Annotated in this window: 21 protein-coding genes, 2 tRNA genes and 1 pseudogene; 16 read left to right on the top strand and 8 right to left on the bottom strand. The window is 63.5% G+C overall.

Features of this window, described 5'->3' with window-relative positions; translation table 11 throughout:
• From GWC77_RS05545 to GWC77_RS05535, 3 genes and pseudogenes are all read right to left on the bottom strand, one after another.
• A pseudogene (locus GWC77_RS05545) lies at window positions 1-422 on the bottom strand (IS21 family transposase); the annotation flags it as partial.
• A gap of 422 nt (window positions 423-844) precedes the next feature.
• Window positions 845-1,924 (bottom strand): site-specific integrase, encoded by a 1,080-nt coding sequence (locus GWC77_RS05540; protein ID WP_173255865.1) that lies wholly within the window; start codon window positions 1,922-1,924, stop codon window positions 845-847.
• Between the two features lie 163 nt (window positions 1,925-2,087).
• Window positions 2,088-2,163 (bottom strand) — tRNA-Lys (locus GWC77_RS05535).
• A 262-nt stretch (window positions 2,164-2,425) separates the two neighbouring features.
• On the opposite strand from GWC77_RS05535, the gene GWC77_RS05530 reads away from it, so the two are divergent.
• Entirely contained in the window at window positions 2,426-3,307 is an 882-nt protein-coding gene (locus GWC77_RS05530; RefSeq protein ID WP_173255864.1) for a patatin-like phospholipase family protein, read from the top strand.
• A 61-nt stretch (window positions 3,308-3,368) separates the two neighbouring features.
• On the opposite strand, the gene GWC77_RS05525 is transcribed toward GWC77_RS05530, so the two are convergent.
• A complete protein-coding gene (locus GWC77_RS05525; RefSeq protein ID WP_173255863.1) occupies window positions 3,369-4,382 on the bottom strand; it encodes a D-2-hydroxyacid dehydrogenase family protein in 1,014 nt (337 codons plus the stop codon).
• A 309-nt stretch (window positions 4,383-4,691) separates the two neighbouring features.
• Between GWC77_RS05525 and GWC77_RS05520 the strand changes: the two genes are divergently transcribed.
• Together GWC77_RS05520 and GWC77_RS05515 are read left to right on the top strand one after the other, a co-directional pair.
• A complete protein-coding gene (locus GWC77_RS05520; RefSeq protein ID WP_173255862.1) occupies window positions 4,692-6,554 on the top strand; it encodes a phosphoenolpyruvate carboxykinase (GTP) in 1,863 nt (620 codons plus the stop codon).
• A gap of 314 nt (window positions 6,555-6,868) precedes the next feature.
• Complete coding sequence (locus GWC77_RS05515; protein ID WP_173255861.1) at window positions 6,869-7,963, top strand: LysR family transcriptional regulator; 1,095 nt, start codon at window positions 6,869-6,871, stop codon at window positions 7,961-7,963.
• A 148-nt stretch (window positions 7,964-8,111) separates the two neighbouring features.
• Here GWC77_RS05515 and GWC77_RS05510 read toward each other — a convergent pair whose 3' ends face one another.
• The 3 genes from GWC77_RS05510 to dprA all read right to left on the bottom strand — a co-directional run bounded on the left by GWC77_RS05510 (window position 8,112) and on the right by dprA (window position 12,703).
• On the bottom strand, window positions 8,112-10,775 hold the full coding sequence (locus tag GWC77_RS05510; RefSeq protein WP_173255860.1) for a DNA topoisomerase III: 2,664 nt from the start codon (window positions 10,773-10,775) through the stop codon (window positions 8,112-8,114).
• A 202-nt stretch (window positions 10,776-10,977) separates the two neighbouring features.
• The gene (locus GWC77_RS05505) at window positions 10,978-11,355 is read right to left on the bottom strand and encodes a thioredoxin family protein (protein ID WP_173255859.1); all 378 of its coding nucleotides are present in this window, start codon (window positions 11,353-11,355) and stop codon (window positions 10,978-10,980) included.
• Between the two features lie 109 nt (window positions 11,356-11,464).
• Window positions 11,465-12,703, bottom strand: coding sequence for a DNA-processing protein DprA (gene dprA, locus GWC77_RS05500; RefSeq protein ID WP_173255858.1), 1,239 nt, complete (start codon window positions 12,701-12,703; stop codon window positions 11,465-11,467).
• Window positions 12,704-12,970: 267 nt separating this feature from the next.
• On the opposite strand from dprA, the gene def reads away from it, so the two are divergent.
• The 13 genes from def to GWC77_RS05435 all read left to right on the top strand — a co-directional run bounded on the left by def (window position 12,971) and on the right by GWC77_RS05435 (window position 24,547).
• Window positions 12,971-13,474 carry a peptide deformylase gene (gene def, locus GWC77_RS05495; RefSeq protein WP_173255857.1) on the top strand — a complete coding sequence of 168 codons (504 nt, stop codon included), beginning with the start codon at window positions 12,971-12,973 and terminating at the stop codon, window positions 13,472-13,474.
• 23 nt (window positions 13,475-13,497) lie between these two features.
• On the top strand, window positions 13,498-14,487 hold the full coding sequence (gene fmt, locus GWC77_RS05490) for a methionyl-tRNA formyltransferase (protein ID WP_173255856.1): 990 nt from the start codon (window positions 13,498-13,500) through the stop codon (window positions 14,485-14,487).
• A 78-nt stretch (window positions 14,488-14,565) separates the two neighbouring features.
• Window positions 14,566-15,216 carry a LysE family translocator gene (locus GWC77_RS05485; RefSeq protein WP_173255855.1) on the top strand — a complete coding sequence of 217 codons (651 nt, stop codon included), beginning with the start codon at window positions 14,566-14,568 and terminating at the stop codon, window positions 15,214-15,216.
• Between the two features lie 134 nt (window positions 15,217-15,350).
• Window positions 15,351-16,208 carry a zinc metalloprotease HtpX gene (gene htpX / locus GWC77_RS05480; protein WP_173255854.1) on the top strand — a complete coding sequence of 286 codons (858 nt, stop codon included), beginning with the start codon at window positions 15,351-15,353 and terminating at the stop codon, window positions 16,206-16,208.
• A 125-nt stretch (window positions 16,209-16,333) separates the two neighbouring features.
• Entirely contained in the window at window positions 16,334-17,770 is a 1,437-nt protein-coding gene (gene rsmB / locus GWC77_RS05475) for a 16S rRNA (cytosine(967)-C(5))-methyltransferase RsmB (protein ID WP_173255853.1), read from the top strand.
• A complete protein-coding gene (locus GWC77_RS05470; RefSeq protein WP_173255852.1) occupies window positions 17,767-18,360 on the top strand; it encodes a DUF4390 domain-containing protein in 594 nt (197 codons plus the stop codon). The genes rsmB and GWC77_RS05470 overlap by 4 nt, the downstream gene beginning before the upstream one ends.
• Entirely contained in the window at window positions 18,350-20,758 is a 2,409-nt protein-coding gene (locus GWC77_RS05465; RefSeq protein WP_173255851.1) for a PAS domain-containing sensor histidine kinase, read from the top strand. The genes GWC77_RS05470 and GWC77_RS05465 overlap by 11 nt, the downstream gene beginning before the upstream one ends.
• Window positions 20,759-21,448 (top strand): response regulator transcription factor EsaR, encoded by a 690-nt coding sequence (gene esaR / locus GWC77_RS05460; protein WP_173255850.1) that lies wholly within the window; start codon window positions 20,759-20,761, stop codon window positions 21,446-21,448. It abuts the gene before it with no gap.
• A 60-nt stretch (window positions 21,449-21,508) separates the two neighbouring features.
• Window positions 21,509-21,584, top strand: a tRNA-Phe gene (locus GWC77_RS05455).
• Window positions 21,585-21,810: 226 nt separating this feature from the next.
• Window positions 21,811-22,545, top strand: a complete 735-nt coding sequence (gene queC / locus GWC77_RS05450) for a 7-cyano-7-deazaguanine synthase QueC (protein WP_173255849.1) — start codon at window positions 21,811-21,813, stop codon at window positions 22,543-22,545.
• 81 nt (window positions 22,546-22,626) lie between these two features.
• A complete protein-coding gene (gene queE / locus GWC77_RS05445; RefSeq protein ID WP_173255848.1) occupies window positions 22,627-23,259 on the top strand; it encodes a 7-carboxy-7-deazaguanine synthase in 633 nt (210 codons plus the stop codon).
• Between the two features lie 10 nt (window positions 23,260-23,269).
• On the top strand, window positions 23,270-23,716 hold the full coding sequence (queD, locus tag GWC77_RS05440; RefSeq protein ID WP_173255876.1) for a 6-carboxytetrahydropterin synthase QueD: 447 nt from the start codon (window positions 23,270-23,272) through the stop codon (window positions 23,714-23,716).
• Window positions 23,717-23,812: 96 nt separating this feature from the next.
• A complete protein-coding gene (locus GWC77_RS05435) occupies window positions 23,813-24,547 on the top strand; it encodes a tetratricopeptide repeat protein (protein ID WP_254366818.1) in 735 nt (244 codons plus the stop codon).
• 15 nt (window positions 24,548-24,562) lie between these two features.
• On the opposite strand, the gene rodA is transcribed toward GWC77_RS05435, so the two are convergent.
• Window positions 24,563-25,711 (bottom strand): rod shape-determining protein RodA, encoded by a 1,149-nt coding sequence (gene rodA, locus GWC77_RS05430; protein WP_173255847.1) that lies wholly within the window; start codon window positions 25,709-25,711, stop codon window positions 24,563-24,565.
• Between the last annotated feature and the right edge of the window lie 2 nt (window positions 25,712-25,713).

Genomic DNA, 25,713 nt, shown 5'->3' with positions numbered 1-25,713 from the left:
TCGACTTGCGCGGCGTCCGCTGGCGCGAACTCCAGGATCGTCGTTGCTCTCGCTCCGCGCTCGGCCCTCAGGTGCGTCAGAAAGCGCCGTACCGCCGAATAACTGCCCGTATAGCCGTGGTTACGCTTGAGCGCGTTGAAGATCGTCGTGCCCTGCACGTCGGCGTCGAACCAGCCGCGCACCAGATCGCGAAACGGTTCAATCGTGGAAACACAACTGCGCGGAAGCTGCGGATTGCGCCCGAAGATCGCGGCCAACTCGGCGTCGTCCGGCAATGGCCGGCCGGGATCAAGCCAGCCGCGATCGAGCGCGACCTGCCTGACGGTCTTCAGCTTGCCGCGCCCCATCAGGCGCGCCGCGGCAATATCGCGGTCGGAATCGCCCTGACGCATGCGCGCCAGGACCTGTCGATACTCAAACACTTCGAACCTCCTTCGACTCATCGGCTCTCCGGGCAAAAAGCACGAAGGTACCGGGTTGCGGAAATTCGAAATGCGCTTCGGGCTGGCGCCCGACGCAACAGCGAGCCCGTTACGTGGCTCGATTACGCCGATCCTGAGGTGGCTCCAATACGCCGATCATCGAGTGGCCCGATTGTGCCGATCATGCACTGGCTCGATTACGGCGATCATCCGGTGGCTCGATTACGCCGATCCCGGAATGGCTCGAATATGCCGGTCAGTGACAGCTGTCAAATGCCGCTTCTTCTGTACCAACCTCGGGACTGGCGGGGATCTAGTGGGAGTGGATTGAGCGCTAGCGGGTGCATTTTACTCGTCGAAGCAGCTCCCAGAGAACTGTTCGCCGAGTGATGGTTTGCCCGGTCGTACGAGGAAGGGCAATCCTACCCGAGCTTGTCGAGGAGACTCTCCGGTTTGAGGTGAGTGTAGCGCTTTAACATTTGAAGGCTACGATGACCGGTGAGGCTGGCAACTTCAATTGGGTTGAGGCCTTTCTCGAAAAGGCGGCTCGCTGCCTCATGGCGCAAGTCATGCCACCGCAAGTCGCGCAATTCATGGTCGTCGAGACTAGCTCTCTTTAATGTCCGTTTCCAAACGCAGATGACTGCATTGGCGGTTGTTCCGAGTACTCGCCCGCTAAGTCTTTCGGGAGCCGCATCGGCGGGGCCGTGTATCGAGCGGCTAGCTCGGAATTCCGGGCCTTCCGCAATGGCTGCAAGATGACGCAAGACGTTGACAGCCCGAGTCGAGAGTGGCAGAACCGCGGGCACGCCTTTGTTGTCTGCGCCTCGCGCATCGGGAGGGAACCGGAGGAGTCGACTTCCAAGATCGAGCCATTCCCAGCGGACCCTAAAGAGGGTTCCTTGGCGCAAGCTGGTTTCGATGGCTAGCTCGAAAGCAGGTGCTGCCCACGGATTGCCGCTGGCGGACAGTAGAGCGTGTAGTTTCTCGAATTCGCCTGCGCGTAGACGTCGATCACGAGCTTGGCTGCCGGAGGGCTTCCGGATGTTTTTTAAGGGATTCGTCAGCGCGTCCATGCCCCATTCCTTGCGGGCAATCTCGAAAAGGTGGCTGATGACTTGGAGTTCGAGCCGAATGGTGTTTTCTGCGCGCCCGGCTGCTCTGCGTTCGTCTCGATACTTCGCGAAGTCTGCGCCGCGCAAGTTGGCTAGAGTTCGGTGCGACAAGTGATTGTCGATCCAGCGTTGGATGCGTCGGTTTTCCTGATAGGGGTGGCGCTTTTCGGGGACGATCTCGCGGCGGTACCGCTCCAACGCCTCGCGGAGCGTGGTTCGCTCGGCTTCCGTGCGATCAACATACGCTCCACTGTCCATCTCCGACTCCACCCTCCGAGCCCATTGCTGCGCCTGCTGTTTGGTGTCGAACGATCGATAGACGGGCTTGTAACCGCGTCGGCGGACTTCAGCGCGCCAGTAAGCGCCGCGCTGGCTGATGTATGCCATTTCCAGACTCCATGCGAAAGATTGAGATCGCTTGGTCTGGATTCTTCCGTTCCGGCAGTTTTCCGGCAAAGGCCAGTTTTTGACGCCTGCACACGCGGGCCATAGACGAAAAAAAAGCACCGCGATCGCTCGCAAGTGCTTGATTTTCTACAGCAAAATTCGGTGGTGGGGCGTGAGTGACTCGAACACTCGACCTACGGATTAAGAGTCCGCTGCTCTACCAACTGAGCTAACGCCCCAACAGATCGTCAATTATGCAGGACTTTTTCTTGCTTGGCTAGTGCTAGTGCGCATTTCTCGCAAAAAAATCCGCGACCAGTACCCCAAGGCCCCTCTCCACCGTCACGAGCCCCGGCTCCGCGGCCCGCACGTTCCCGAGCACTCCCTCTTTGATTCCAGACAACGGCCGCCAGTATCATGGCGCCTTGCGCAGCATCCATCCCGCGGCCCAGCTGCACAGTCCCCACAAATCCGCAAAAACCGCAGGAAAACCACCGCAACATGTTCGATCAAGTCGTCTTCGCAGGCGGCGGCAACCGCTGCTGGTGGCAGGCCGGATTCTGGGAAACCGTTCAGCCCGAACTCGCGTTGAAGCCGCGCGTCATCGGCGGGATTTCGGCTGGCGCCGCCACCGCCTGCATGCTCTACACGCGAAATTCGCAGTGGGTCATGCGCTATTACGAAGACGTGCTACGCAGCAACACGAAAAACGCCTATTGGGGCAATCTCTTGCGCCGCGGCGCATCAGTGTTTCCGCACTATCGAATCTACCGCCAAGCCTTGCTCGACATTTATGGCGAATCATTCGCCCAACTGGCCAGCGCGCCCGAGATCCGCATCGGCGTCTCGCACGTACCGCGCTGGCTCGGCGCCCACATATCGGTCGCAGCGGGACTCATCGCCTACAACATCGAAAAACACGTGCGCAAGACCTTGCATCCGACGCTAGGCCGCACGCTTGGCTTCCGGCCGGAATACCTGCGCGCGCAGGACTGCGTGACCGTCGATGCGCTCGCGGACCTGATTCTCCAGTCGTCCTGCACACCACCCTTCACGCCCGTTTTGCGTCGCGACGGCAAGCCCGTGCTAGACGGCGACATGGTCGACAATGTCCCGGTCGACGCGCTCGACCCGTCAGCGGGGCGAGTGCTCGTCATGGTGACACGCCGCTATCCGCGCCCGCAGATGTTCGTCGTCGCGCACGGCGAACAGCAGCGTCTTTACGTGCAGCCATCGAGCAAAGTGCCGATCTCGAGCTGGGATTACACCCAGCCCGCACTGATGCGCCCTGCCTACGAGCTCGGCCGGCGCGATGGCGAGGCGTTCTTGCGCCGCCTGCCGCAACTCGGCTACACCAGCGGCGCTGTCGACGCCGCCGCATGATCTACGCTTCGACCAAGGAACCGCGCATGCCGCGCGAGCCAAACCGACGCGCGCCCTTCGCTCAACGGCGCTTGACGACCGACAACGCATCCGGATTGACGACACTCGAGACGTCGCCATCGTCGAATGCAAGGATGTTCTTGAAGGCGGCACTGAAGTAGAGCTCATAGCTCTCGCGCTCGACATATCCGATGTGCGGCGTGCAGATGACATTCTCCATCCGCAGCAGCCCATACCCTTGCAGGATCGGCTCGCTTTCATAGACATCGATGGCGACCATGCCAAGCCGGTTATGCGACAGTGCGTTGACGAGCGCGTTCTCCTCGAGCAACTCGGCGCGGCTCGTGTTGACGAAAAGCGCCGTTGGTTTCATGCGCAAGAGATCGGCTTGCTTGACGATGCCGCGTGTGTCGTCGTGCAGCCGGAGGTGGATCGAGAGGACATCGCTCTGCTCGAAGAAGGCCTCGCGGCTTTCGGCCGCCTCATAGCCGTCGGCTTTCGCCGCTTCGAGCGAGTGCTCGCGCCCCCAGACCAACACCCGCATGCCGAACGCCTTTCCATAGCCCGCCACGAGCCGCCCGATCTTTCCATAGCCCCAAATGCCGAGCGTATGGCCGTGCAGCAACTGGCCGAGGCCGAAGTTCGGCGGCAGCGCCGAAGTTTTCAATCCCGACTGTTGCCACGCGCCCTGCTTCAAATTCGCGACGTATTGCGGGATGCGCCGCTGCGCGGCCATGATGAGCGCCCAGGTCAATTCGGCCGGCGCGGTGGGCGAGCCGACGCCCTCGAGCACCGCAATGCCGCGCTCGGTACAGGCATCGAGATCGATGTGGCTCGATACCTTACCCGTTTGACTGATCATCCGCAGATGCGGGCACTTATCGAGCAACTGCGAGGTCACACGCGTACGCTCGCGAATCAGCACCAGCGCATCGACTTCCGCCAGACGGCTTGCCAACTGTCCGAGGCCGCGCACAGTGTTGTTGAACACCTTGACTTCGTGGCTGGCAAGCATTTGAAAGCAATCGAGTTTACGAACTGCATCCTGGTAGTCGTCGAGTATGGCAATTTTCATAGGGCAAGTTTGGTTTTGCAGCGCACGATGAACGCAATAGACGCGGTGATATGCTTCCCGGTTCCACCCATCGAAAAAAAGGAGCTGGCATGGACCATGCACCGGCTTTGGCTACGATGCTGATCGCCCCCTTCGATAGGCAGGACCGCTCCTATTTAGCAGCTTGCGGCGGCGACGCGCAAGCTGCGATGCTCCTGACGCGCCGTCCCACCGGCGCCCGCGCGACGTAGGTTGCGCACATGCCTCTCGCATGCAGCGTCAGCGAGCCCCACGTTTCCCTTCCATGAACATAAAACGGAGACAAGCTCGATGAATCAATCATCCGCCCCGGCGGGCGCCCCCACTATCGAGGCGCCGGCATTCGTCAGACATCGAAAATTGCTCGAATGGGTCGAGCGCGTCGCGGCATTGACGAAGCCCGCGCGCATCGTCTGGTGCGACGGCTCGCAGGAAGAGTATGACCGTCTTTGCAACGAAATGGTCCACGCGGGAACGCTCAAGCGCCTGAACCCCTCGAAACGGCCCAACTCCTATCTCGCGTGCTCGGCCCCCTCGGATGTCGCTCGCGTCGAAGATCGCACCTTCATTTGCTCGGAGCGCCGCGAAGACGCAGGCCCGACCAACAACTGGGTCGATCCACAAGAAATGCGCGCGAAGCTCGACGGTTTGTTCGACGGCGCAATGCGCGGGCGGACGATGTATGTCGTGCCGTTCTCGATGGGGCCGCTCGGCTCGCCCATCGCGCACATCGGCATCGAGCTCACGGATAGCCCCTATGTCGTAGTCAACATGAGAATCATGACGCGCATGGGGCGGCAGGTGTACGAAGTGCTCGGCACGGATGGCAGCTTCGTGCCTTGCGTGCATTCGGTCGGCGCGCCGCGCGTCGACGGCACCCCCGACGTTCCATGGCCGTGCAACGACACCAAATACATCGTGCATTTTCCTGAAGCGCGCGAGGTCTGGAGCTTCGGCTCGGGCTATGGCGGCAACGCGCTGCTGGGCAAGAAATGCTTCGCGCTGCGCATCGCATCGACGATGGGGCGCTCCGAAGGATGGCTTGCCGAACATATGCTGATCCTCACGGTCACGTCGCCCGAGGGGCGCAAGTACCGCGTGGCGGCGGCGTTTCCGTCGGCCTGCGGCAAGACGAACTTCGCGATGCTGATCCCGCCACCCGGCATGAGCGGCTGGTCGATCTCGACGATCGGCGACGATATCGCGTGGATCAAGCCAGGCAAAGACGGCCGCCTTTATGCCATCAATCCGGAAGCGGGCTATTTCGGCGTGGCGCCTGGCACGAGCGAGAAAACGAATTACAACGCCATGGCGACGCTCAAGAGCAACGTCATCTTCACGAATGTCGCGCTGACCGACGATGGCGACGTCTGGTGGGAGGGCATGACCGATACGCCGCCCGCGCATCTCATCGATTGGCAAGGACAGGACTGGACGCCCGCGATCGCCAAGGAGACAGGGCGCAAGGCGGCTCACCCGAACGCACGCTTCACCGCACCCGCGGCGCAATGCCCCTCGATCGATCCCGATTGGGAGAATCCCGCCGGTGTGCCGATCGATGCCTTCATTTTCGGCGGCCGCCGTTCGAGTACGGTGCCGCTCGTGACCGAGGCGCGCAACTGGATCGAAGGCGTCTATATGGCGGCGACGATGGGTTCGGAAACGACGGCCGCGGCGGCAGGACAGCAAGGCGTAGTGAGGCGCGATCCGTTCGCGATGCTGCCGTTTTGCGGCTACAACATGGCCGACTACTTCGGCCATTGGCTGGGCGTGGGCGAACGCATCGAGTCGCTGGACGGCAAGGTGCCGAAGATCTTCTGCGTCAACTGGTTCCGAAAGGGCCCCGACGGCAAGTTCGTCTGGCCGGGCTTCGGCGAAAACATGCGCGTGCTGCGCTGGATGATCGGCCGCATCGAAGGCCAGGCTGAGGGCGTGGAGCACGCGTTCGGCATCTCGCCGCGCTACGAGGATATCGACTGGACGAACCTCGGTTTCACGCGCGAGCAGTTCGAGCAGGTGATCTCGATCGACGATGCGGCCTGGCGTGACGAGCTCGCGCTGCACGCCGAACTCTTCGAAAAGCTCCGTCATGGCTTGCCCGATGCGCTGACTCGCACCAAGGCGGGCATCGAAAGCCGGCTCGCGGCCTCCTGACGGCGACCTTTCGACGGCGCGGGGATTCGCATTCCTGCGCCGTGCCGCCGTTGCCGGCTACGGCAGGCCTTCATTCGCTCCGCTCGATCCGACCGCTTACGACAGCCTACGTAGGGAATCGCTGGCTAGACGCGATTCTTTTACGTATTACGCATGCTGAGCGTCGCCTTTTCCCCGCTAATGTGATCCGTCGCGATTTTAGTCTCGAAAATTCGACGATGCGAAGCAACTCTGCGCTGTTTTCGCAGTCGTAGGACAATTACGAATTGGCTCGGAAATTTTTTTCTGAGTAATCACAGCGGCAGGAGTCGTCAATGGATCATTTGCAGTCGATGCGTGTGTTCGTGAAAGTGGCGGATCTCGGCAGTTTTGCTCGCGCGGCAGGCGCGATGGATATCTCGAACGCCGTTGCCACGCGCCATGTCGCCGACCTGGAGGCCAGGCTCGGCACGCGGTTGCTCAACCGCACTACCCGCAGCCTCTCGTTGACCGAATCGGGCCAGGTCTATCTCGAACGGGCCAGGCAAATCCTCGACGAACTCGAAGACGTCGAGCAAATGGTTGTCGCCCGCAACCATGAGCCGGTCGGCACCCTGCGCATCGTGGCGCCTGTCGTTTTCGGCCTGCACAATCTTGCCCCGGTGCTTCAGACCTATGTTCAACGCTACCCGAAGGTGCTGCCCGATCTGACGCTCGTCGACCGGGGCGTCGATCTGGTCGAAGAAGGCTTCGACGTCGGCATCGTCATCGCCCAGAAAATGCGCAGCGCGAGCATCGTCACGCGCCGCCTGACGACCGGCTGCATGATCGTTTGTGCCACGCCCGCGTACCTCGAGAAGCACGGCACGCCGACACGGCCCGAGCAACTGGTCGATCACGCCTGCCTGAGCCTGCCCTCGGAATATTGGGGAGATGAGCGTGTGTTCACGGGCCCCGAGGGCGAAGTGCGGGTGCGTCCGTCGAACGTGATCGTGGCGAACAACACCGAAATGCTGCGTCAATTCGCGCTGCTCGGTATGGGGGTCGCGATTCTGCCGAGTTACCTGATCGGTAGCGACGCGACACGCGGCAACCTGGTGCGCGTGCTGTCGGACTATCGGCTGCCGCAGGTCGAGGTGAACATCGGTTATCCGAGCCGGCGCCATCTGCCGGCCAAGGTGCGGACTTTCATCGACCATCTCGTCGAGCACTTCAGCCAGACGCCGAACGGCACGCTGGGCGAACTATGGCTCAAGGACGGCACGGCGCTGCCCGTTGCGGCTCCGGCTCCGGTGGCCGCGCAAGAGCGCGAAACACCGCAGCCGCTCGAGGACGGAGAAAAGCGGTACGCCGGGGCTCGCCACGACGGAACGCTGCCGAAGGTGCCTCGCGCGGGCCGCTCGCGCATGAGTACGCCGACGCCGCTCTGAGTGAATGCGGTGCGGTGACGGCCGATGGCGGCGCCTGCGCGCCGTTGGGCTGCGCTCTAAGGGCCGGAACGTCTGCCGAGGCAGGCTTTCCCGCCGACCGAGCTAACGCCGAAGCGCGCCGCCTGCCGCAGCGTTGGCGGCCACTCACTCACGCGCCCACTTTTCTGGCGGCCGCCTTCTTGGCCGGAGCCTTTGCTGCCGGCTTGGCGGCTGTCTTTGCGGCCGTCTTGGTTGCTGTCTTGGCCGTTGTCTTACGGGCCGTCGCCACCGTCGTATCGCCCGCCTCGTCCGCCACCGCATTGGCCGAGGCAGCCGCTGTGCGAGCACTCGATTTGGCCGCCGTCTTGGCCGAGGGCTCCTTCTTCTCGAACTCGAAACCGATCTTGCCGTCGCTCTGCTTGACGAGATACGCCTTGAAGTTGCGTCCGGTTCGCGACGACTTGAAGCCGGTCAACAAATCGGTGCGGCCCGCCTCGAGCAGCTTCGCCATCTGCTCACGCGCGATCTCCTGCTGCAAGATGACTTTGCCGGAGCGGAAATCGCAGGTCTTCGGAACGGCGACCGAGTTCTCGCACACGTAGCTCATGCCGTGCTCGAAGACGCGCGCATGGCATTTCGGACACGCGCCGACGGCTTCCTGATCGGAGAAGTCCGGTGCCTCGCCGTCCTCGCCGCCCTGATCCTGGCCGAAATCGAACTCGAGCTTGTAGTTCTTGATTTCGTCATCGAACGTCAGCTTCAGAATGGCCGAGAAGGGGCGCCCCATCTTGCTGCGGAAACCGGAGAGCGGTCCGATCTCTTTCTTGGCGAGCAGCGTTTCCACTTCGTCGATCTCGAATTGGCGGCTGCCCGGAATCTTCGAAATCGAGAACTCGCATTGTGTGCAAGCGAACCGCCGGTAATTTTCCTTGACCTGGCCGCCGCAGTTTGGGCAGGGCGTCGTCAACGTCGCGTAATCGCCCGGGATCGTATCGGAATCGTATTCCTTCGCCCGTTTGACGATCGTTTGCGTCATGCGCGCGATTTCCTGCATGAAGGCGTCGCGCGCAAGCTTGCCGCGCTCCATCTGCGCCAGCTTGTGCTCCCATTCGCCGGTGAGCTCGGGGGCGGTCAGCTCTTTCACGCCCAGCCCGCGCAGCAGCGTCATGAGTTGGAATGCCTTGGCCGTGGGGATGAGCTCGCGCCCCTCGCGCACCAGATATTTCTCGCCGAGCAGCCCTTCGATGATGGCCGCGCGCGTGGCCGGCGTGCCCAGCCCTTTCGCGGCCATCGCTTCGCGCAACTCGTCGTCTTCGACGAGCTTGCCGGCACCTTCCATGGCCGACAGCAGCGTCGCTTCGTTGTAGCGCGCCGGCGGTTTCGTGGTCAGTTCGTGGGCGGCAATCTTGTCGGTCTTGACCTTTTCGTCCTTCTGCACCGGCACGAGGTTGGCTTCCTCGCCACCCGTCTCGCGCCCATAGACCTGCAGCCAGCCCGGTTCCACGAGAACCTTGCCCTCGGTCTTGAAGTGGTGGCCAACCACTTCGGTGATGCGCGTCGTCACGCGATATTCGGCTGCCGGAAAGAACACGGCCAGAAAGCGCTTGACGACGAGATCGTAAAGTTTCTGCTCGGGCTCGGAGAGCGCCTTCGGGGCCTGCAGCGTCGGAATGATGGCGAAGTGATCGCTGATCTTCGAGTTGTCGAAGATGCGCTTGTTGGGCTTGACCCAGCTTTTGTCGAGCACTTGTTTCGCGAACGGAAGGTAGTTGTTGCTTTCCTTCAGCATCTCGAGCGTGCTCGTCACGGTGCCGATATAGTCTTCCGGCAGCGCGCGCGCATCGGTTCGCGGATAAGTGAGCACCTTGTGCTTTTCATAGAGCGCTTGCGCGAGCCCGAGCGTGTTCTTCGCCGAAAAGCCGAAACGTCCGTTCGCCTCGCGCTGCAGGCTCGTCAAATCGAACAGCAGCGGCGAGAGTTGCGTCGAAGGCTTCGACTCCTCGCTGACGACACCGATCTGATCGCGGCAGGCCGCCACGACCGTCTCGGCGGCGGCCAGACTCCAGAGACGCGAATCGCGTTTCTCTGGGTCGAATTCGTCGCGCTTGAATTTCGGATCGAACCACCGCCCTTCGTAAAAACCACTTGCGCACACGAACTCGGCGCGAACTTCCCAGTAATCGCGCGGCACGAAGCGCCGGATTTTCTCCTCGCGCTCGACGACGATCGATAGTGTCGGCGTCTGCACGCGCCCCACAGTGGTCAGGAAAAAGCCGCCGCCCTTGCTGTTGAATGCCGTCATCGCGCGGGTGCCGTTGATGCCGACGAGCCAGTCAGCCTCGGAGCGGCAGCGGGCGGCATCCGCCAGCGGCTGCATGTCGCTATCGCTGCGCAAGTGCGCGAAGCCTTCGCGAATCGCGGCCGGCGTCATCGATTGCAGCCACAGCCGCTGAACGGGTTGTTTGGCTTTCGCGTGCTGGACGATCAGACGGAAGATCAACTCGCCTTCGCGGCCCGCGTCGCATGCGTTGATGAGGCGGTCGATATCCTTGCGCTTGATCAACCGGGTCAGCACCTTGAGCCGCGATTCGCTCTTGGCGATCGGATTGAGGTCGAAGTGCGGCGGAATGACGGGCAGATGAGCAAAACTCCATTTGCCCCGCTTGACTTCGTATTCCTCCGGCGCGGCGATCTCGAGCAGATGGCCGACTGCCGACGAGAGAACATACTCGTCGCTTTCGTAGTACTCGTCATGTTTGGTGAAGCCGCCGAGTGCTCGCGCGATGTCGTTCGCGACCGAGGGCTTCTCCGCAATGATCAGTGCTTTGGACATGACAGGATGTAATAGTCTCCGGGGTCAATCCCCGTATAGTGGTTCCTTTAACGACCGCTTTATAGCACACGGCGCGCTCGGGGCGTCCCACGATCGGAAAAGGCTTGTGTTTTCAAGCCCGTTTTTCCAGAGTCTGCGCAAACGCGGAACGCAAGCATCGCACGTGCCGAGACATACCGCGGCGCGAGAAGAACAAAGAGGGTCAGGCTGCGACGAGGGCAGGCCTCAGTTTGGGAGCCCCGACTGCCGGCGGCAGCGCGCTCAGATCGGACAGCAGGCGCTCGGCTATCGAGATATGCGGCAGTACCGTGCCGAAAAAGCGTGTCGTGACGCCGTCCTCGATCAGCAGCGTCGGGAAGTTTTCGACGTCGAGATCGTCGAATCGGTCCGCGTGCGTTTCGATGTCGATCCAGACGAAGCAGACCTCGGGGTGCGCCTCGGCCAGGCGATCGAATTCGGCCTGGTAATCGCGGCACGTGCCGCACCACTGTGCGCAAAGGCAGGCGACGAGGAGCGTATCGCTGTCGGTGACGCGCTCGGCGATCCGGTCGGAGTCGGTATCGAGGTTCAGCGCGGGCATGCTGGGTCTTCCTGTGTCGGACGAAGTTCGTTTCGAGCGAATGTAGCACGGCGGACGTTGCACGGCGTCGCGGCCCGCTGGCGCGAATTGCGGACCTGCGCACGCTGCTTCAGCCCCGGCGCGTTGCCGTACGCGTGAAGCGGCCACCGGGCAGCGTATCCACGTGGCCGGCCAATTCGAGTTCGAGCAGCGCCGCCTGCAATGCCGCGCCATCCATCTCGGTGCGTCTGGCGAGAACTTCAAGGGTGGTCGGCGCGTGGCCGAGTGCCGCGATCACGCGTGCCGCGGCGCTGCCTTGCGCATAGGCGGGCGCCGCGCCCGCGTCGGCGCCCGCCTGCGCTGCTGCCTGTGCGACTGCCTGTGCGACTGCCTGTGCGACTGCCTGTGCGACTGCCGGTGTCGCTGGCGCGCCAGGTCCTGGGGCTGCAGCGTCGGCGCGAGACCGAGCCATGCCGACGAGCCCCAGTTCCTCGAGAATTTCCGCGGGCTCCTCGGTCAGCCGGGCGCCTTCTTTGATCAGGCGATGGCAGCCGCGCGAAAGCGGCGAATGGATGGACCCCGGCAATGCAAAGACGTCGCGCCCCATCTCGTTGGCAAGCCGCGCGGTGATGAGTGAGCCCGACCGAAGCGCCGCCTCGACGATCAGGACGCCTTTCGCGAGCCCGGCGATGAGCCGGTTGCGCTGAGGAAAGTGCGACGGCCGCGCCGGTGTGCCGAGCGGCCACTCGGAGACGAGCGCCCCGTGCGACGCGATCCGCTGAGCAAGCTCGCGGTGCGCCAAGGGGTAGACGATGTCGATACCCGTGCCGATGACAGCCACCGTGTGGCCCATGACTGCGAGCGCGCCCCAGTGCGCCGCTGCATCGATGCCGAGCGCGAGACCGGACACGATCACGAGACCCGCCGCCGCGAGTTCGCGGGCGAATTGCGCGGCGTCTTCGAGCCCCTGCGGCGTGGCGTTGCGGCTGCCCACGAGGGCGATCGCGTTCGCATGCAGCAGTTCCAATCGCCCTTTGACGTACAGCAGTGGCGGCGGATCGGGCATCGCAAGCAGCGCGGGCGGATAGGCGGGATCGGCGAGCGAAACGAGTGCGTTGCCCGGCTGCTCGCACCATATCGCCACGCGGGCCACCTGCGCGTCCCAGCCAGCGGGCAACGGTGCGAGGATGGCCCGCGCGGCGGCGTCGCCCGCGACCGCCGCGAGCGCGTCGAACGATTGGCTGCGCAAGGCCTGCGGCATGCCAAAGGCGGCGAGCAATGTCCGCAGCGCGGCGGGCGTGAGACTGCGGGCGGCGGCCAAGGCCAACCACGCCGCCCGTTCATCGTCGGTCATCGGCAGCGCTTTCATCGCGCCCGCCCCGGCCGCCTGCGCAGACCCCCGCGGCATGTTAAAATTTTCACCATCCGAAAAAGCCCCCGTGCCCTCGTAAACGCGGCGCGAACGCTCGCCTGCTCTGGTTCCTGCGGCGAAGCGACGCACGACATCGAGCTATCTTCGGTGTGCGAGCACGGCGGCACAAGCCAGCCGAACGGCCTATCGCCGCATACGGCAATTGTTGATTCGCGCGCGGCACCACTGAAGCGTGGCTGCTCGAGCGCCAGTAACTTTCCGACCATGGCATTACTGAACATCCTGCATTACCCCGATAAACGCCTGCACAAGATCGCGAAGCCCGTCGCAACCGTCGACGAGCGCATCCGCAAGCTCGTCGCCGATATGGCGGAAACGATGTATGCCGCCCCGGGCGTTGGCCTCGCCGCGACCCAGGTCGATGTTCACGAGCGCGTCATCGTCATCGATGTTTCGGAGACGCATGACGAGCTGCGCGCGTTCATCAACCCGGAGATCGTCTGGTCCAGCGATGAGCGCAAACTTGCCGAAGAGGGGTGCCTCTCGGTGCCGGGTATCTACGACAGTGTCGAGCGGGCCGAGAAGGTTCGCGTGCGCGCGCTCAACCAACATGGCGAGATGTTCGAGATCGATTGCGAAGGTCTGCTGGCCGTCTGCATTCAGCACGAGATGGATCACTTGATGGGGCGGGTGTTCGTCGAGTACCTCTCGCCGCTCAAGCAAACTCGCATCAAGACCAAGATGAAAAAGCTCGCCCACGCGATGTGAGCGGCCCGTCCCCGTTGGAATCCATGACACATTCGCTGCGCGTCATTTTTGCCGGTACGCCGGAATTCGCGGCCGCGGCGCTCGCCGCGATCGATGCGGCCGGGTTTCCGATCGCGCTCGTTCTGACGCAGCCGGATCGCCCGGCGGGGCGTGGCATGAAGCTGCAGGCAAGCGCTGTGAAGCGTTATGCCCTCGAGCATGGTTTGCCGGTGGCCCAGCCACCGTCGCTACGCCGTGACGGCAAATATCCGGTCGAAGCGAGCGCAGCCATCGATGCGCTGCGCGAGACGCCGCACGATGTGATGGTCGTAGCCGCTTATGGGTTGTTGCTGCCCCAGGAAGTGCTCGACATTCCGCGTCACGGCTGTATCAATATTCACGCTTCGCTGCTTCCGCGGTGGCGCGGCGCCGCGCCGATCCATCGGGCACTCGAAGCCGGAGATACCGAAACAGGTATCACGCTCATGCAGATGGACGCGGGACTCGATACGGGGGCGATGCTGCGTGCGGCCAGCGTCGCGATCGATCCGCAAGACACGACGGCGACGCTTCACGACAAGCTCGCCACGCTGGGTGCGCGGTTGATCGTCGAAGCGCTCGGCGAGCTCGAGCGCAACGGCGCGCTCGCTGCGACGCCTCAGCCGGAAGCGGGCGCCACTTACGCGGAGAAGATCGGCAAGCACGAAGCGGCGCTCGATTGGCGGCGGCCGGCCGACGCTCTGGCCCGGCAAATCCGCGCGTTCGACCCATTCCCGGGCGGTGCGGCGACGCTCGAGGACGGCGCGATGCTGAAGGTCTGGGCTGCGCAGCCCACCGAGGTACGGGCGCCCGGTGCTGCGCCGGGTACGATCGTCGAGGTGTTGCCGGACGGTATCGTCGTGGCCTGCGGCGAAGGCGCGCTGCGCTTGGCGCAGCTGCAAAAGCCGGGCGGCAAACGGCTGCCGGTGCGCGAATTTCTCGCCGGCAGTGCGCTCGTGGTCGGGCAGCGGTTCCTGTTGCCGCAACAAAGCTGAAGACCGCCGCGCCGCGCATGCGCTCGGCACTCTGTCGAATCACGGGTTTTGGAAGTTTGAGGTCAGGAGATTTCGCGCATGTTCGGCATCGTTCACTTTCCGTTTTTCCTGGCAGCCGTTTTCTTGTTGAACGTGACGCCCGGCCCCGACACCGCGTACATCGTCGGCCGCAGCGTGGCGCAGGGGCGCAGCGCGGGGCTGGTCTCCGCGCTGGGTATCTCGGCCGGCTGTTGCGTGCACTCGCTGGCGTGCGCATTCGGCTTGACCGCGCTGCTCGCCGCCTCGGCCACCGCGTTCACGGTCATCAAGCTGGTGGGCGCCATCTACCTCATCTATCTGGGCGCGCGGCTGCTGTTCGCGTCGCGCGGCGAGCCGCGACAAGCGCCGGCCGAGCAGCCGCAGGGCCTCGCGGCGGGGCGCAAGCCGCTCGGGCAGCTGTTCGTACAAGGGTTCTGGACGAACGTGCTGAACCCCAAGGTCGTGCTTTTCTTCGTTTCGTTCTTTCCGCAATTCGTCTCGGCCGATAGCGACGCCAAGGCGCTGGCGTTCCTCTTTCTCGGCTTGGTTTTCGTCGCCATGAGCACCGTCTGGAACAGCTTCGTTGCATGGGTTGCGGGCAGCGTGACCGAGCGCCTCGGCGGCAAGCCCGGCGTGAAAAAGTGGCTCGACCGCGTGGTCGGCAGCGCGTTCGTCGGGCTCGGGTTGAAGCTCGCCACGGCTCAGCGTTGATTTCCGGGCCCGGGGGTTGAATTTTTTGCCCGAGCCGCAAACTAACGAATCGCTTACAATCGATCGGTGACCGCCGTAGGCGTATTGCTGCCGCGCGGTCCCCAGGCACCAGGCAAACGGGAAAAGGAGAGCTCATGTTCAACTGGGTCAAAACCGCAATGCTGATGGCGGCGATCACGGCCCTGTTCGTCGTGATCGGCGGCATGATCGGCGGCTCGCGCGGCATGACGATCGCGCTGGTCATCGCGCTCGCGATGAATTTCTTTTCGTACTGGTTCTCCGACAAGATGGTCCTCAGCATGTACAACGCTCAGGAAGTCGACGAGACCAGTGCGCCGCAGTTCTATCGAATGGTGCGCGAACTCGCCACGCGGGCGAATTTGCCGATGCCGCGCGTCTATCTGATCAACGAAGACGCGCCGAACGCTTTCGCGACGGGACGCAATCCCGAACATGCGGCCGTGGCTGCCACGACGGGCATCTTGCGCGTTCTCTCGGAGCGCGAGATGCGCGGTGTCATGGCGCACGAGCTGTCGCACGTGAGGCATCGCGACATTCTGATCTCGACCATTTCGGCGACGATGGCCGGTGCCATCTCCGCGCTCGCCAATTTCGCCATGTTCTTCGGCGGGCGTGACGAGCAAGGGCGTCCCTCCAACCCGATCGCCAGCATCGCCGTTGCCTTGCTCGCGCCGATCGCCGCGGCCATGATTCAGATGGCCATCTCTCGCGCGCGCGAATTCGAAGCCGATCGCGGCGGCGCGGAACTCTCGGGTGACCCGCAGGCGCTCGCTTCGGCGCTCGACAAGATTCACCGTTATGCGGCGGGGATTCCTTTTGCGGCCGCCGAGGCTCATCCGACAACCGCCCAGATGATGATTCTCAACCCGCTGTCGGGCGGTGGCATCGCGAATCTGTTCTCCACGCACCCGGCGACAGAGGAGCGTATCGCGCGCCTGATGGAAATGGCGCGCACGGGCCGCTACGACTGACGCGCCGCGCTCCTTTGCGCGACGCCGCGCGTCTCGCGCGGCGAGTTCGTCGGGCAAGCGCGCTAAAATGCGGCGTTTGTCCTGCCGAGGGTGTCACATGGCGCCCTCGCTCCACCGTTGTCTCCATGACCCGATCTTCTTCAGCGCACCGGCAGCACGGCTCGCCGCAAGCCGTCCGTGAAAAGCGTCTGCCGGCGCTGCCGCTCGTGCCCGATTCGCTAGGCTTCGCGCTCGATGCCGCCGCGCAGGCGGTGGCGGCGGTGCGCGCCGGCCGCGCATTGCCTGCGGCGCTGGCTGCCGTTCGCGCGAGTTCCCCGCCCGCGGCAGCCGAGCTATCGCGCCAAGCGGTCCAGGACATCGCCTACCGGACGTTGCGGCGCCTCGGCACAGCGGATTGGCTCGTGGCGCGGCTCGTGCGCAAACCGCCGCCTCCGCATGTCGGCAATTTGCTCGTATGCGCGCTGGCCTTGTTGATCGACGACGCGGCAAACGCGGCCTATCCCGGGCATACGGTTGTCGATCAGGCCGTGCATGCCGTCGGTGCGCGGCGCGATCTCGCATTCGCGAAAGCACTCGTCAACGCGGTGCTGCGAACCTTCCTGCGCGAGCGAGAGACGCTCATCGAAAGCGCGCAGGCCGACCCGGTCGCGCGCTGGAACTATCCGGGCTGGTGGATCGACGCGGTTCGGCATGCCTGGCCGGCGCAATGGGAGGCCATTCTCGCGAGCGGTAATGCGCCCGGCCCGCTTACGTTGCGCGTGAACGCGCGCCGCACGACGGTCGACGGTTATCTGCAAACGCTGCGCGAGGCGGGGATCGAAGGGGCCGCCATCGGACGGTACGCGGTCAGGCTTGCGTCGCCGATGCCGGTCGAACGTATTCCCGGCTTCGCCGACGGCGTGGTCTCGGTACAGGATGCGGGCGCGCAACTGGCGGCCGAGTGGCTCGGCGTGCGCGACGGCATGCGCGTGCTCGATGCCTGCGCCGCGCCGGGCGGCAAGACAGGGCACCTGCTCGAGTTGGCCGATGTGACGCTCGTTGCGCTCGAAAGCGACGCCGCGCGCGCCGGGCGCATCGTCGAAAACCTCGACAGGCTGCGGCTTTCAGCCGAGGTGCGAATCGGCGATGCCGGCGCGCCCGACGCCTGGTACGACGGACGGCCTTTCGACCGAATTCTCGCCGATGTCCCCTGCTCGGCCTCGGGCATCGTCCGGCGTCATCCCGACATTCGCTGGCTGCGCCGGCCGGGAGACATCGCCGCGCTCGCGGCCGAGCAAGCGCGCATTGCCGATGCGTTATGGCCGCTCGTGGCGCCCGGCGGCGAGCTGCTTTACGTGACCTGCTCGATCTTCCCGGAAGAAGGCGAGGCTCAGGCCGCCCGGTTTGAACGCGTTCATCAAGATGCGGTACGATTGGACGCGCCAGGGCAGCTGGCGCCGGTCTCGGCCGGCGCGGCACTTCCATCCGGCGCTCTCGTATCGGCCGGAATGCGCGCCGCCGGGCGCACCGGGTCAGACATCGACCACGACGGTTTTTTCTACGCGCGCTTTCAGAAACGGTGACGATCAGCAAACGCTCTTTTCCGCTTCGGCTCGTGGCCGTGCTCCTGATCGGGCTGACCCTTTGCCTTGCCGCAGCGGCGTCGGCGTTCGCCGATTCCATCGCCGTGCAGCGCGCGTCCCTGCAGGCGGACGGCACGGGATGGAGCCTGGATGCCCGTTTCGAGTTCGAGCTCAACAACAGCCTCGAGGATGCCGTCAACAAAGGCGTTCCGCTGTACTTCACGACCGAGTTCGACCTCACGCGGGCGCGCTGGTATTGGTTCGACGAGCAGCCCGTATCGGCATCGCAGACGCTGCGGCTGTCGTTTCAACCGCTCACGCGCGAATATCGCGTCTCGAGCGGCGGGCTGCAACTCGGCTTCGCGTCGCTCGCCGATGCGCTCGCCGTGATCAAACACGTGAGCTCGTGGCACGTGATCGATCGCACGCAGGTGCGGCCCGGCGAAACCTACACGGCATCGGTGCGCATGCAGCTCGACACCGCATTGATGCCGAAGCCGTTTCAGGTCGATGCGGTGAACAATCGCGACTGGGCGCTGGCGTCGGACTGGAAGCGCTTTACTTTCACGGTGAACGAACATGCTAAGTAGCGTGCGCCGGATTGCGAATGTGAAGAGCATCGTCTTGCGCGTGCTCGTGGCGACGGTCGCCGTCGTCGCGCTGCTGCTGCTGGTGCTGCTCGCGGCGGCGAGCGCGAACACCGAGTTCTTCGACCGCTATTACTCGTGGCTTTATGCGGCCAATATCGCGGTCGCGCTCGTCTTCCTGCTCGTCGTCGTCGCACTCGTCGCGATGATTCTCGCGCGCCTGCGCAAGGGCAAGTTCGGCACGCGGCTGCTGGCGAAGCTCGCGATTTTCTTCGCACTCGTCGGCGTCGTGCCGGGCGGGATCATCTACATCGTTTCATATCAATTCGTCTCGCGCAGCATCGAATCTTGGTTCGATGTGAACATCGAGACCGCGCTGACTTCGGGCCTCAATCTCGGGCGCGGCATGCTCGACGCGTCGCTCTCTGACCTGCAGACCAAGGCGCGTCTGATGTCCGAGCAACTCGCGAGCGCGAATCCTGCCAACACCACGATCACGCTGCTGCGGCTGCGCGATCAGTTCGGCGTGCAGGAGGCCATGCTGATCGAGACGACGCGCGGAGTGGGCGCCTCGCCCGATCTGCATGTGCTGGCGCAGGCGTCGAACAACATCGCCAAGCTCGTGCCGGACGATCTGCCGACGCCGCTCATGATCGATCAGGCGCGCGCTCGCGGCTTTGCGGCCATCGAGGGCGAGATCGACGGCGATCCGCATGCGACGGGTGGCAAAGGCTCGCTGCGCTTGCGCGTCGTCGAGCGCGTGCCCGACGCGACGACCTCGCTGTTGCAGCCGACCGAGCGCTTCTTGCAGATCACGCAGTCGGTTTCGCCGACGCTTGCACGTAATGCCGACGCGGTACAGCGCGCCTATCGCGAGTATCAGGAAAAGGCCCTGGGGCGCACGGGCTTGCGCAAGATGTACATCGGCACGCTGACGCTCGCGCTTTTTCTCGCGACGTTCATCGCGATGATGCTGGCGCTCGCGCTCGGCAATCAGCTTGCCCGGCCGCTCTTTTTGCTCGCGCAGGGCACGAAGGAGGTGGCGGAGGGCGATTACACGCCCAAGCGCGAGATCAAGACGCGCGACGAGCTGGGCTTTCTGACGCAGTCGTTCAACGCGATGACGCGCCAGCTTTCCGAGGCGCGTGCGGCCGTCGAACGAAATCGCGTCGCGCTCGAGCATTCGAAGGCTTATCTCGAGCGCATTCTCGCGAACCTCACGGCGGGCGTGTTCGTGCTCGACCGGCAATTTCGGCTGACGACGGCCAATCGCGGTGCCGAGCGTATTTTCCGGCAGCCGTTTCAGTCGATGCTCGGTGCCTCGCTCGAGCACATCGGTGTGGCGGCCGAGTTCGGTGCGATGGTGCGCAAGGCGTTCGCGGACCGTGACGCCGCCGATCACGGCGAACTCGACGATGGGCATTGGCAGCAGCAGTTCGCAGTTCAATTGCCGGGCGAGAGCGAGCCTGTGACGCTGCTCGTGCGCGGTTCGCGCCTGATGTCGGGCACGGTCGACAGCGTGCCCGACGAAGGTCGCACGGCGGGCTATGTCGTCGTATTCGACGACATCTCCGACGTGATTTCGGCGCAGCGCTCGGCGGCCTGGGGCGAGGTGGCGCGGCGGCTCGCGCACGAGATCAAGAACCCGTTGACACCGATTCAGCTATCGGCCGAGCGCTTGCAGATGAAGCTTGCGGACAAGCTGTCGCCGCACGATGCGGATGTGCTCAAACGCGGTGCGACGACGATCGTCAACCAGGTCGCGGCGATGAAGCGAATGGTCGACAATTTCCGCGATTACGCACGCACCCCGCCCGCGGTACTGGTCAATTTGCAACTCAACGATCTCGTTGCGGAAGTGCTCGCGTTATACGGCATCGAGGAAGGCAAGAGTCCGATCGTCGTGAACATGCACGATCTTCCGGTTATCAAGGGCGATGCGACACAACTGCGCCAAGTCATACACAATCTGCTGCAAAACGCGCAGGACGCGGTGGCCGAGGTCGAAAATCCGCGTGTCGTGCTCGAAACCAAGACAGTAGAATATGGCGATCCCGACGCGCAGGGCAAAGTGTGCGTCGCCGTGCGCCTGACGGTGTCGGACAACGGACCGGGCTTCCCCGCGCGCATCCTGACGCGCGCGTTCGAGCCTTACGTGACGACGAAGGCAAAAGGCACGGGGCTCGGGCTCGCCATGGTCAAGAAGATCGTCGACGAGCACGGTGCACGCATCGACATTCGCAATCGCGGTAAAGACGCGGCGGTTGAAGGTGCGCAGATCTCGATTTTGTTCCTGCAAATGGCGGACGACAGCGCCCCGCTCGAATCGGGGCAGGCGGCAACGCGTTCAGGCGCATCGCCGGGAACGACAAAAGCAATAGCGCAGACAAGGGCAGCATAAATGGCGACCATCCTGGTGGTAGACGACGAAATGGGTATTCGGGAGTTGCTCTCCGAAATCCTGAGCGACGAGGGACATGCCGTGGAAGTCGCGGAAAACGCGCAGTACGCGCGCGAATACCGCTTGCGTCAGACGCCCGATCTGGTGCTGCTCGATATCTGGATGCCGGACACCGACGGCGTTACCTTGCTCAAGGAGTGGGCGGCGCAGGGCTTGTTGACGATGCCGGTCATCATGATGTCGGGGCATGCGACGATCGATACGGCCGTCGAGGCCACCAAAATCGGCGCGCTGAACTTCCTCGAAAAACCGATCGCACTGCAAAAGCTGCTCAAAGCAGTCGAGCAAGGGCTTGCGCGCGGCACAGCGCTGCCGGCAGCCGCCGCGGCGGCTGCCAAGGCGGCCTCCGGAGGGCCTTCGAACGCCGTCGCGGCGGCCGTCGCGTTGCCCGTCCTGGCTTCCGACAACTTGGCGGGCACGGCCGCCGTGGCGCAGACCGCGTCGATCTCGTTCGATATTCCGCTGCGCGATGCGCGGGACGCGTTCGAGCGCGCCTACTTCGAATATCATCTGGCGCGCGAGAACGGCAGCATGACGCGCGTTGCCGAGAAGACAGGCCTCGAGCGCACGCATCTCTACCGGAAGCTCAAGCAGCTCGGTGTCGATCTCGGCAAGAACAAGGGCGAGTGAGGGGTGCTCCAAAAGCACTTGAGCACGCCCTAGGTCCTTGATATACTCTCGCTTCTTCGTGGCCCGGTAGCTCAGTTGGTAGAGCAGCGGATTGAAAATCCGCGTGTCGGTGGTTCGATTCCGCCCCAGGCCACCAGCAGTATCGAACCCCAAGAACCGAAAGGTCCTTGGGGTTTTTCTCATGGCATCGGCTCGGCATCGGCATCGGCATCGGCATCGGCATCGGCATCGGCATCCGTATGCGTCTGGGCGGGTACTGCGTATAAGCGCCACGGCGCCTGTCCCCAAAAGCCGAGGCATATACTGCACGGGTGGCGCTGCGCGAGCGTTCGCGCCCATTCTGGTTCACGGAGTTTCTAACGGTGGTGCAGACAGACGCTAAGAACGGCGCGCTCGTGTTGTTTTCGGGCGGGCAGGATTCGGCCACGTGTCTCGCGTGGGCCCTCGATCGCTATGACACCGTGGAAACGATCGGCTTCGATTACGGCCAGCGCCATCGCGTCGAGCTCGAATGTCGCGAGGGTGTACGCGAGCAGCTTTGCCGCGAATTTCCTGCGTGGGCCGCACGTCTGGGCGAAGACCATACGGTCGATTTGTCGGTGCTCGGCGCGATCAGCGATACGGCCATGACGCGCGAAATCGAGATCGAGGCGGCGGCGAACGGACTGCCGAACACGTTCGTGCCCGGACGCAATCTGATGTTCATGACGATTGCGGCGGCGATCGCTTACCGGCGCGGGCTGCGAGTGCTCGTCGGCGGTATGTGCGAAACCGATTTTTCGGGCTACCCCGATTGCCGCGACGATACGATGAAGGCGCTGCAAGTCACGCTCAATCTCGGCATGGCGAGCCGGTTCGTGCTGGAGATGCCGCTCATGTGGCTCGACAAGGCCGATACATGGCGGCTCGCCGAATCGCTCGGTGGCCGCGCGCTCGTCGAGTTGATCCGCGTGGAGACCCACACCTGCTACGTCGGCGAGCGCTCCGAGTTGCACGATTGGGGTTTCGGCTGCGGCGAATGTCCGGCATGCCGCCTGCGAAAGCGCGGGTACGAGGCGTTTCGCGCGGGCGAAAAAGTGACGCAGCCGCCGGCGTAGCGACGCGGCGCGGCTCGACGATATCGGTACGGGCGCTCGTTCATTCGCCGCCCGGGCCATCGAGATGGACAGAAAGAAATCATGACGTACGCGGTCAAGGAAATTTTTTACACGCTGCAGGGCGAAGGCGCGAACGCCGGCCGGCCTGCCGTGTTTTGCCGATTCGCCGGCTGCAACCTATGGTCGGGTCGGGAAGAACATCGCGCACAAGCCGTCTGCCGTTTTTGCGATACGGATTTTGTCGGTACCGACGGCGAAAATGGCGGCAAATATCGGGACGCGGCTGCCCTCGTCGAGAAGATCGCATCGCTGTGGCCGCACGGCGAGGCGCACCGCTTTGTCGTCTGCACGGGCGGCGAACCGATGCTGCAGATCGATGCGGCGTTCGTGGATGCGCTGCACGCGGCGGACTTCGAGGTTGCCATCGAAACGAACGGAACGCTGCCCGTGCTCGAATCGATCGATTGGGTGTGCGTGAGCCCCAAAGCGGACGCACCGCTCGTCGTGACGAAAGGCAATGAGTTGAAGGTCGTGATTCCTCAGGACAATCAGCGCCTCGCGGAGTACGCTTTGCTGGATTTCGAGCATTTCCTCGTGCAGCCGATGGACGGGCCGGCGCGCGAACTCAATACGCGGCTTGCGATCGACTGGTGCAAGCGGCATCCGTTGTGGCGGTTGTCGATGCAAACCCATAAGTATTTGAATATTCCTTGAGCCTCTCGTGCTGACGATTACCCGAAAACTTGAGTTCGATGCGGGGCACCGCATTCCCGACCACCGCAGCCAATGCCGCAACCTGCACGGGCACCGCTACGTGCTGGAGATTACGCTGCAAGGCGATATCGTGGACACGGAAGGCGCGCCGGATCGCGGCATGGTGATGGATTTCGCCGATGTGAAATCGCTGGCGATGGAGCATCTCGTCAATCGCTGGGATCACGCGTTTCTCGTCTATGCCGGGGATACGCCGGTGCGGACGTTTCTTGAATCGATGCCCGGGCATAAGACCGTCGTACTCGATCGGATACCGACCGTCGAGAATCTCGCGGCGATCGCCTTCGAGACTCTGGCCGCGGTCTATGACGCGCACTATGGCGTCAATTTGCGGCTCGCGCGCGTGCGGCTCTTCGAAACGCCGAACTGCTGGGCCGATTTCGCACGCGACGCTTGAAAGGCCCCATTCGGCGGCCCTGTCATCGGCGTGAACAGCCCTGGCTCGATTGTCACGGTATGATCGTGAGAGCCGGTTGGCGCGAGGAGGCGCACGATGAGCCCATTCACGAATCCTCTCAAAGCGTTGGCGATGCTCGCGGTGGGTCTCGCTGCGGCAGGTCCCGGCGAATTCGCGCTCGCCCAGGGTGCCTCGCCGTTAGCCGGCGTACCCCAGGCCGCGGCCGATGCCGAGACGCAAAGCGCGATCGCAGACTATAACGCCGGCGCTCTCGAGGCCGCGCTCAAAGGTTTTCGCCACGCGGCCGAGCATGGCAGCCGGCTGGCCCAGTTCGACTACGCGATGATGCTGCTCAACGGCGAAGGGGGGCCGGCGAATGTCGACGAAGGGCGCAAGTGGTTGCGCAAAGCCGCCGACGCGAACATGTCGCATGCGCAGTACGTCTACGGCAGGATGTACGACGATGGCGAGTTCGTCGCGCGGGATCCCGCCGAAGCACACCGGTGGTTCCTCAAAGCCGCGCGGCAAGGCCACGTGCAAGCGCAGCTGTCGCTGGCCAATCAGTTCCTCGACGGGCGTGGCACCCCGCGCGATAACCAGCAAGCGTTCTATTGGTACAAAAAGGCCGCGGAGGGCGGCGACGCCACGGCGCAATATGTCGCGGGTTCGTTTTACGAACGAGGCGGGGACGGTGTGACGCGCAATCTCAATATCGCCCGTGCCTATTACGCGGCGGCCGCCGCACAGGGCGATCCTGCGGCGCGGCTCAAGTTCAGGGAGCTGAGCCTCGAGTTGCAACGCGAGGCGAAGAGCCCGCCCAAATCGAACTGAACGCTGCCCGGCGGTTCAGCTTTTCATCAGCCGTTTATGCCGCCCGACGCTCATGATGAGGCCCACGGCGATGCCGAGCGTCGTCAGCGCGGTACCGCCGTAGCTCATGAACGGCAAGGGCACGCCCACGACGGGCAGGACCCCGCTCACCATGCCGATATTGACGAACGCGTAGGTGAAAAACGCCATCGTCAGCGAACCGGCCAGCAATCGCCCGAACAATGTGGCGCCATTGGCAGCGATGAACAAACCGCGCGCGATCAACGCCGTATAGAGCAATAGCAGCACCACTTCGCCGATGAGCCCGAACTCCTCGGAAAAAACGGCGAAGATGAAGTCCGTATGTTTTTCGGGGATGAAGTCGAGGTGGGCCTGCGTGCCTTTTAGCCAGCCCTTGCCGAGCGGTCCGCCCGAACCGATCGCGATGACCGCCTGGATCGTATGGAAGCCCTTGCCGAGCGGGTCGGACGTCGGATCGAGCAGCGTGCAGATGCGGTGCTTCTGGTAATCGTGCATGAGCGGCCATTGCACTTCGGGCTGACAGATCCGATCCTGAAAAACGGCGACCGAGCTGGCGCCGATGACCACCGCGATCAACACGGGCGCGATCAATTTGAACGAGAGCCCCGCAAAGTAAATGACGAAGAAGCCGGCCGCGAACACGAGCATCGCCGTGCCGAGATCGGGCTGCTTGGCGATCAGGCCGACCGGCAGCAGCAACAAGGCGAAACCTACGATGAAGTCGTACCAGCGCAGGCCGGCTTCGCGTTTTTGGTAGTACCAGGCCAGCATCAGCGGCGTCGCGATTTTGAGGATCTCGGACGGTTGAATGACGACACCGACGTTGATCCATCGTTTGGCGCCCTTTTTCGTGATGCCGAAGGCCGCTACGCCCACGAGCAGCGCGATACCGAACGTGTAGAGCGGCACGGCGAAGCGCATGAGGGTGGTCGGCGGCACGGTGGCGAGCACCCACATCAGCAAGAACGTGAGCACGATGTTGCGCATTTGATCTTCCACGCGCCCGGGAACGTCGAGGCTCGCGCTGTATAGCGTGACGATACCGACGCAAAGCAGCAGAAAGACAGTCAGCGCGAGTGGGCGGTCGAAGCCGATGAACATGCTCTTGAGCCGTTCGAGCCAGATCCGTTTATCGAAGTTCAAGT

The organism is Paraburkholderia sp. NMBU_R16 (assembly GCF_013282575.1).
Lineage (GTDB): Bacteria > Pseudomonadota > Gammaproteobacteria > Burkholderiales > Burkholderiaceae > Trinickia.
The sequence above is the reverse complement of the archived record's forward strand: the minus strand, read 5'-3'. Positions and strand labels throughout refer to the sequence as shown.

Coding starts and splice junctions, on each gene's coding strand:
- GWC77_RS05485 (WP_173255855.1), top strand. CDS start 14,566: ATGTTCGGCATCGTTCACTTTCCGTTTTTCCTGGCAGCCGTTTTCTTG.
- dprA (WP_173255858.1), bottom strand. CDS start 12,703: ATGAAAGCGCTGCCGATGACCGACGATGAACGGGCGGCGTGGTTGGCC.
- GWC77_RS05510 (WP_173255860.1), bottom strand. CDS start 10,775: ATGTCCAAAGCACTGATCATTGCGGAGAAGCCCTCGGTCGCGAACGAC.
- esaR (WP_173255850.1), top strand. CDS start 20,759: ATGGCGACCATCCTGGTGGTAGACGACGAAATGGGTATTCGGGAGTTG.
- GWC77_RS05515 (WP_173255861.1), top strand. CDS start 6,869: ATGGATCATTTGCAGTCGATGCGTGTGTTCGTGAAAGTGGCGGATCTC.
- htpX (WP_173255854.1), top strand. CDS start 15,351: ATGTTCAACTGGGTCAAAACCGCAATGCTGATGGCGGCGATCACGGCC.
- GWC77_RS05435 (WP_254366818.1), top strand. CDS start 23,813: ATGAGCCCATTCACGAATCCTCTCAAAGCGTTGGCGATGCTCGCGGTG.
- GWC77_RS05530 (WP_173255864.1), top strand. CDS start 2,426: ATGTTCGATCAAGTCGTCTTCGCAGGCGGCGGCAACCGCTGCTGGTGG.
- GWC77_RS05540 (WP_173255865.1), bottom strand. CDS start 1,924: ATGGCATACATCAGCCAGCGCGGCGCTTACTGGCGCGCTGAAGTCCGC.
- GWC77_RS05525 (WP_173255863.1), bottom strand. CDS start 4,382: ATGAAAATTGCCATACTCGACGACTACCAGGATGCAGTTCGTAAACTC.
- GWC77_RS05520 (WP_173255862.1), top strand. CDS start 4,692: ATGAATCAATCATCCGCCCCGGCGGGCGCCCCCACTATCGAGGCGCCG.
- queE (WP_173255848.1), top strand. CDS start 22,627: ATGACGTACGCGGTCAAGGAAATTTTTTACACGCTGCAGGGCGAAGGC.
- GWC77_RS05505 (WP_173255859.1), bottom strand. CDS start 11,355: ATGCCCGCGCTGAACCTCGATACCGACTCCGACCGGATCGCCGAGCGC.
- GWC77_RS05465 (WP_173255851.1), top strand. CDS start 18,350: ATGCTAAGTAGCGTGCGCCGGATTGCGAATGTGAAGAGCATCGTCTTG.
- fmt (WP_173255856.1), top strand. CDS start 13,498: ATGACACATTCGCTGCGCGTCATTTTTGCCGGTACGCCGGAATTCGCG.
- rsmB (WP_173255853.1), top strand. CDS start 16,334: ATGACCCGATCTTCTTCAGCGCACCGGCAGCACGGCTCGCCGCAAGCC.
- def (WP_173255857.1), top strand. CDS start 12,971: ATGGCATTACTGAACATCCTGCATTACCCCGATAAACGCCTGCACAAG.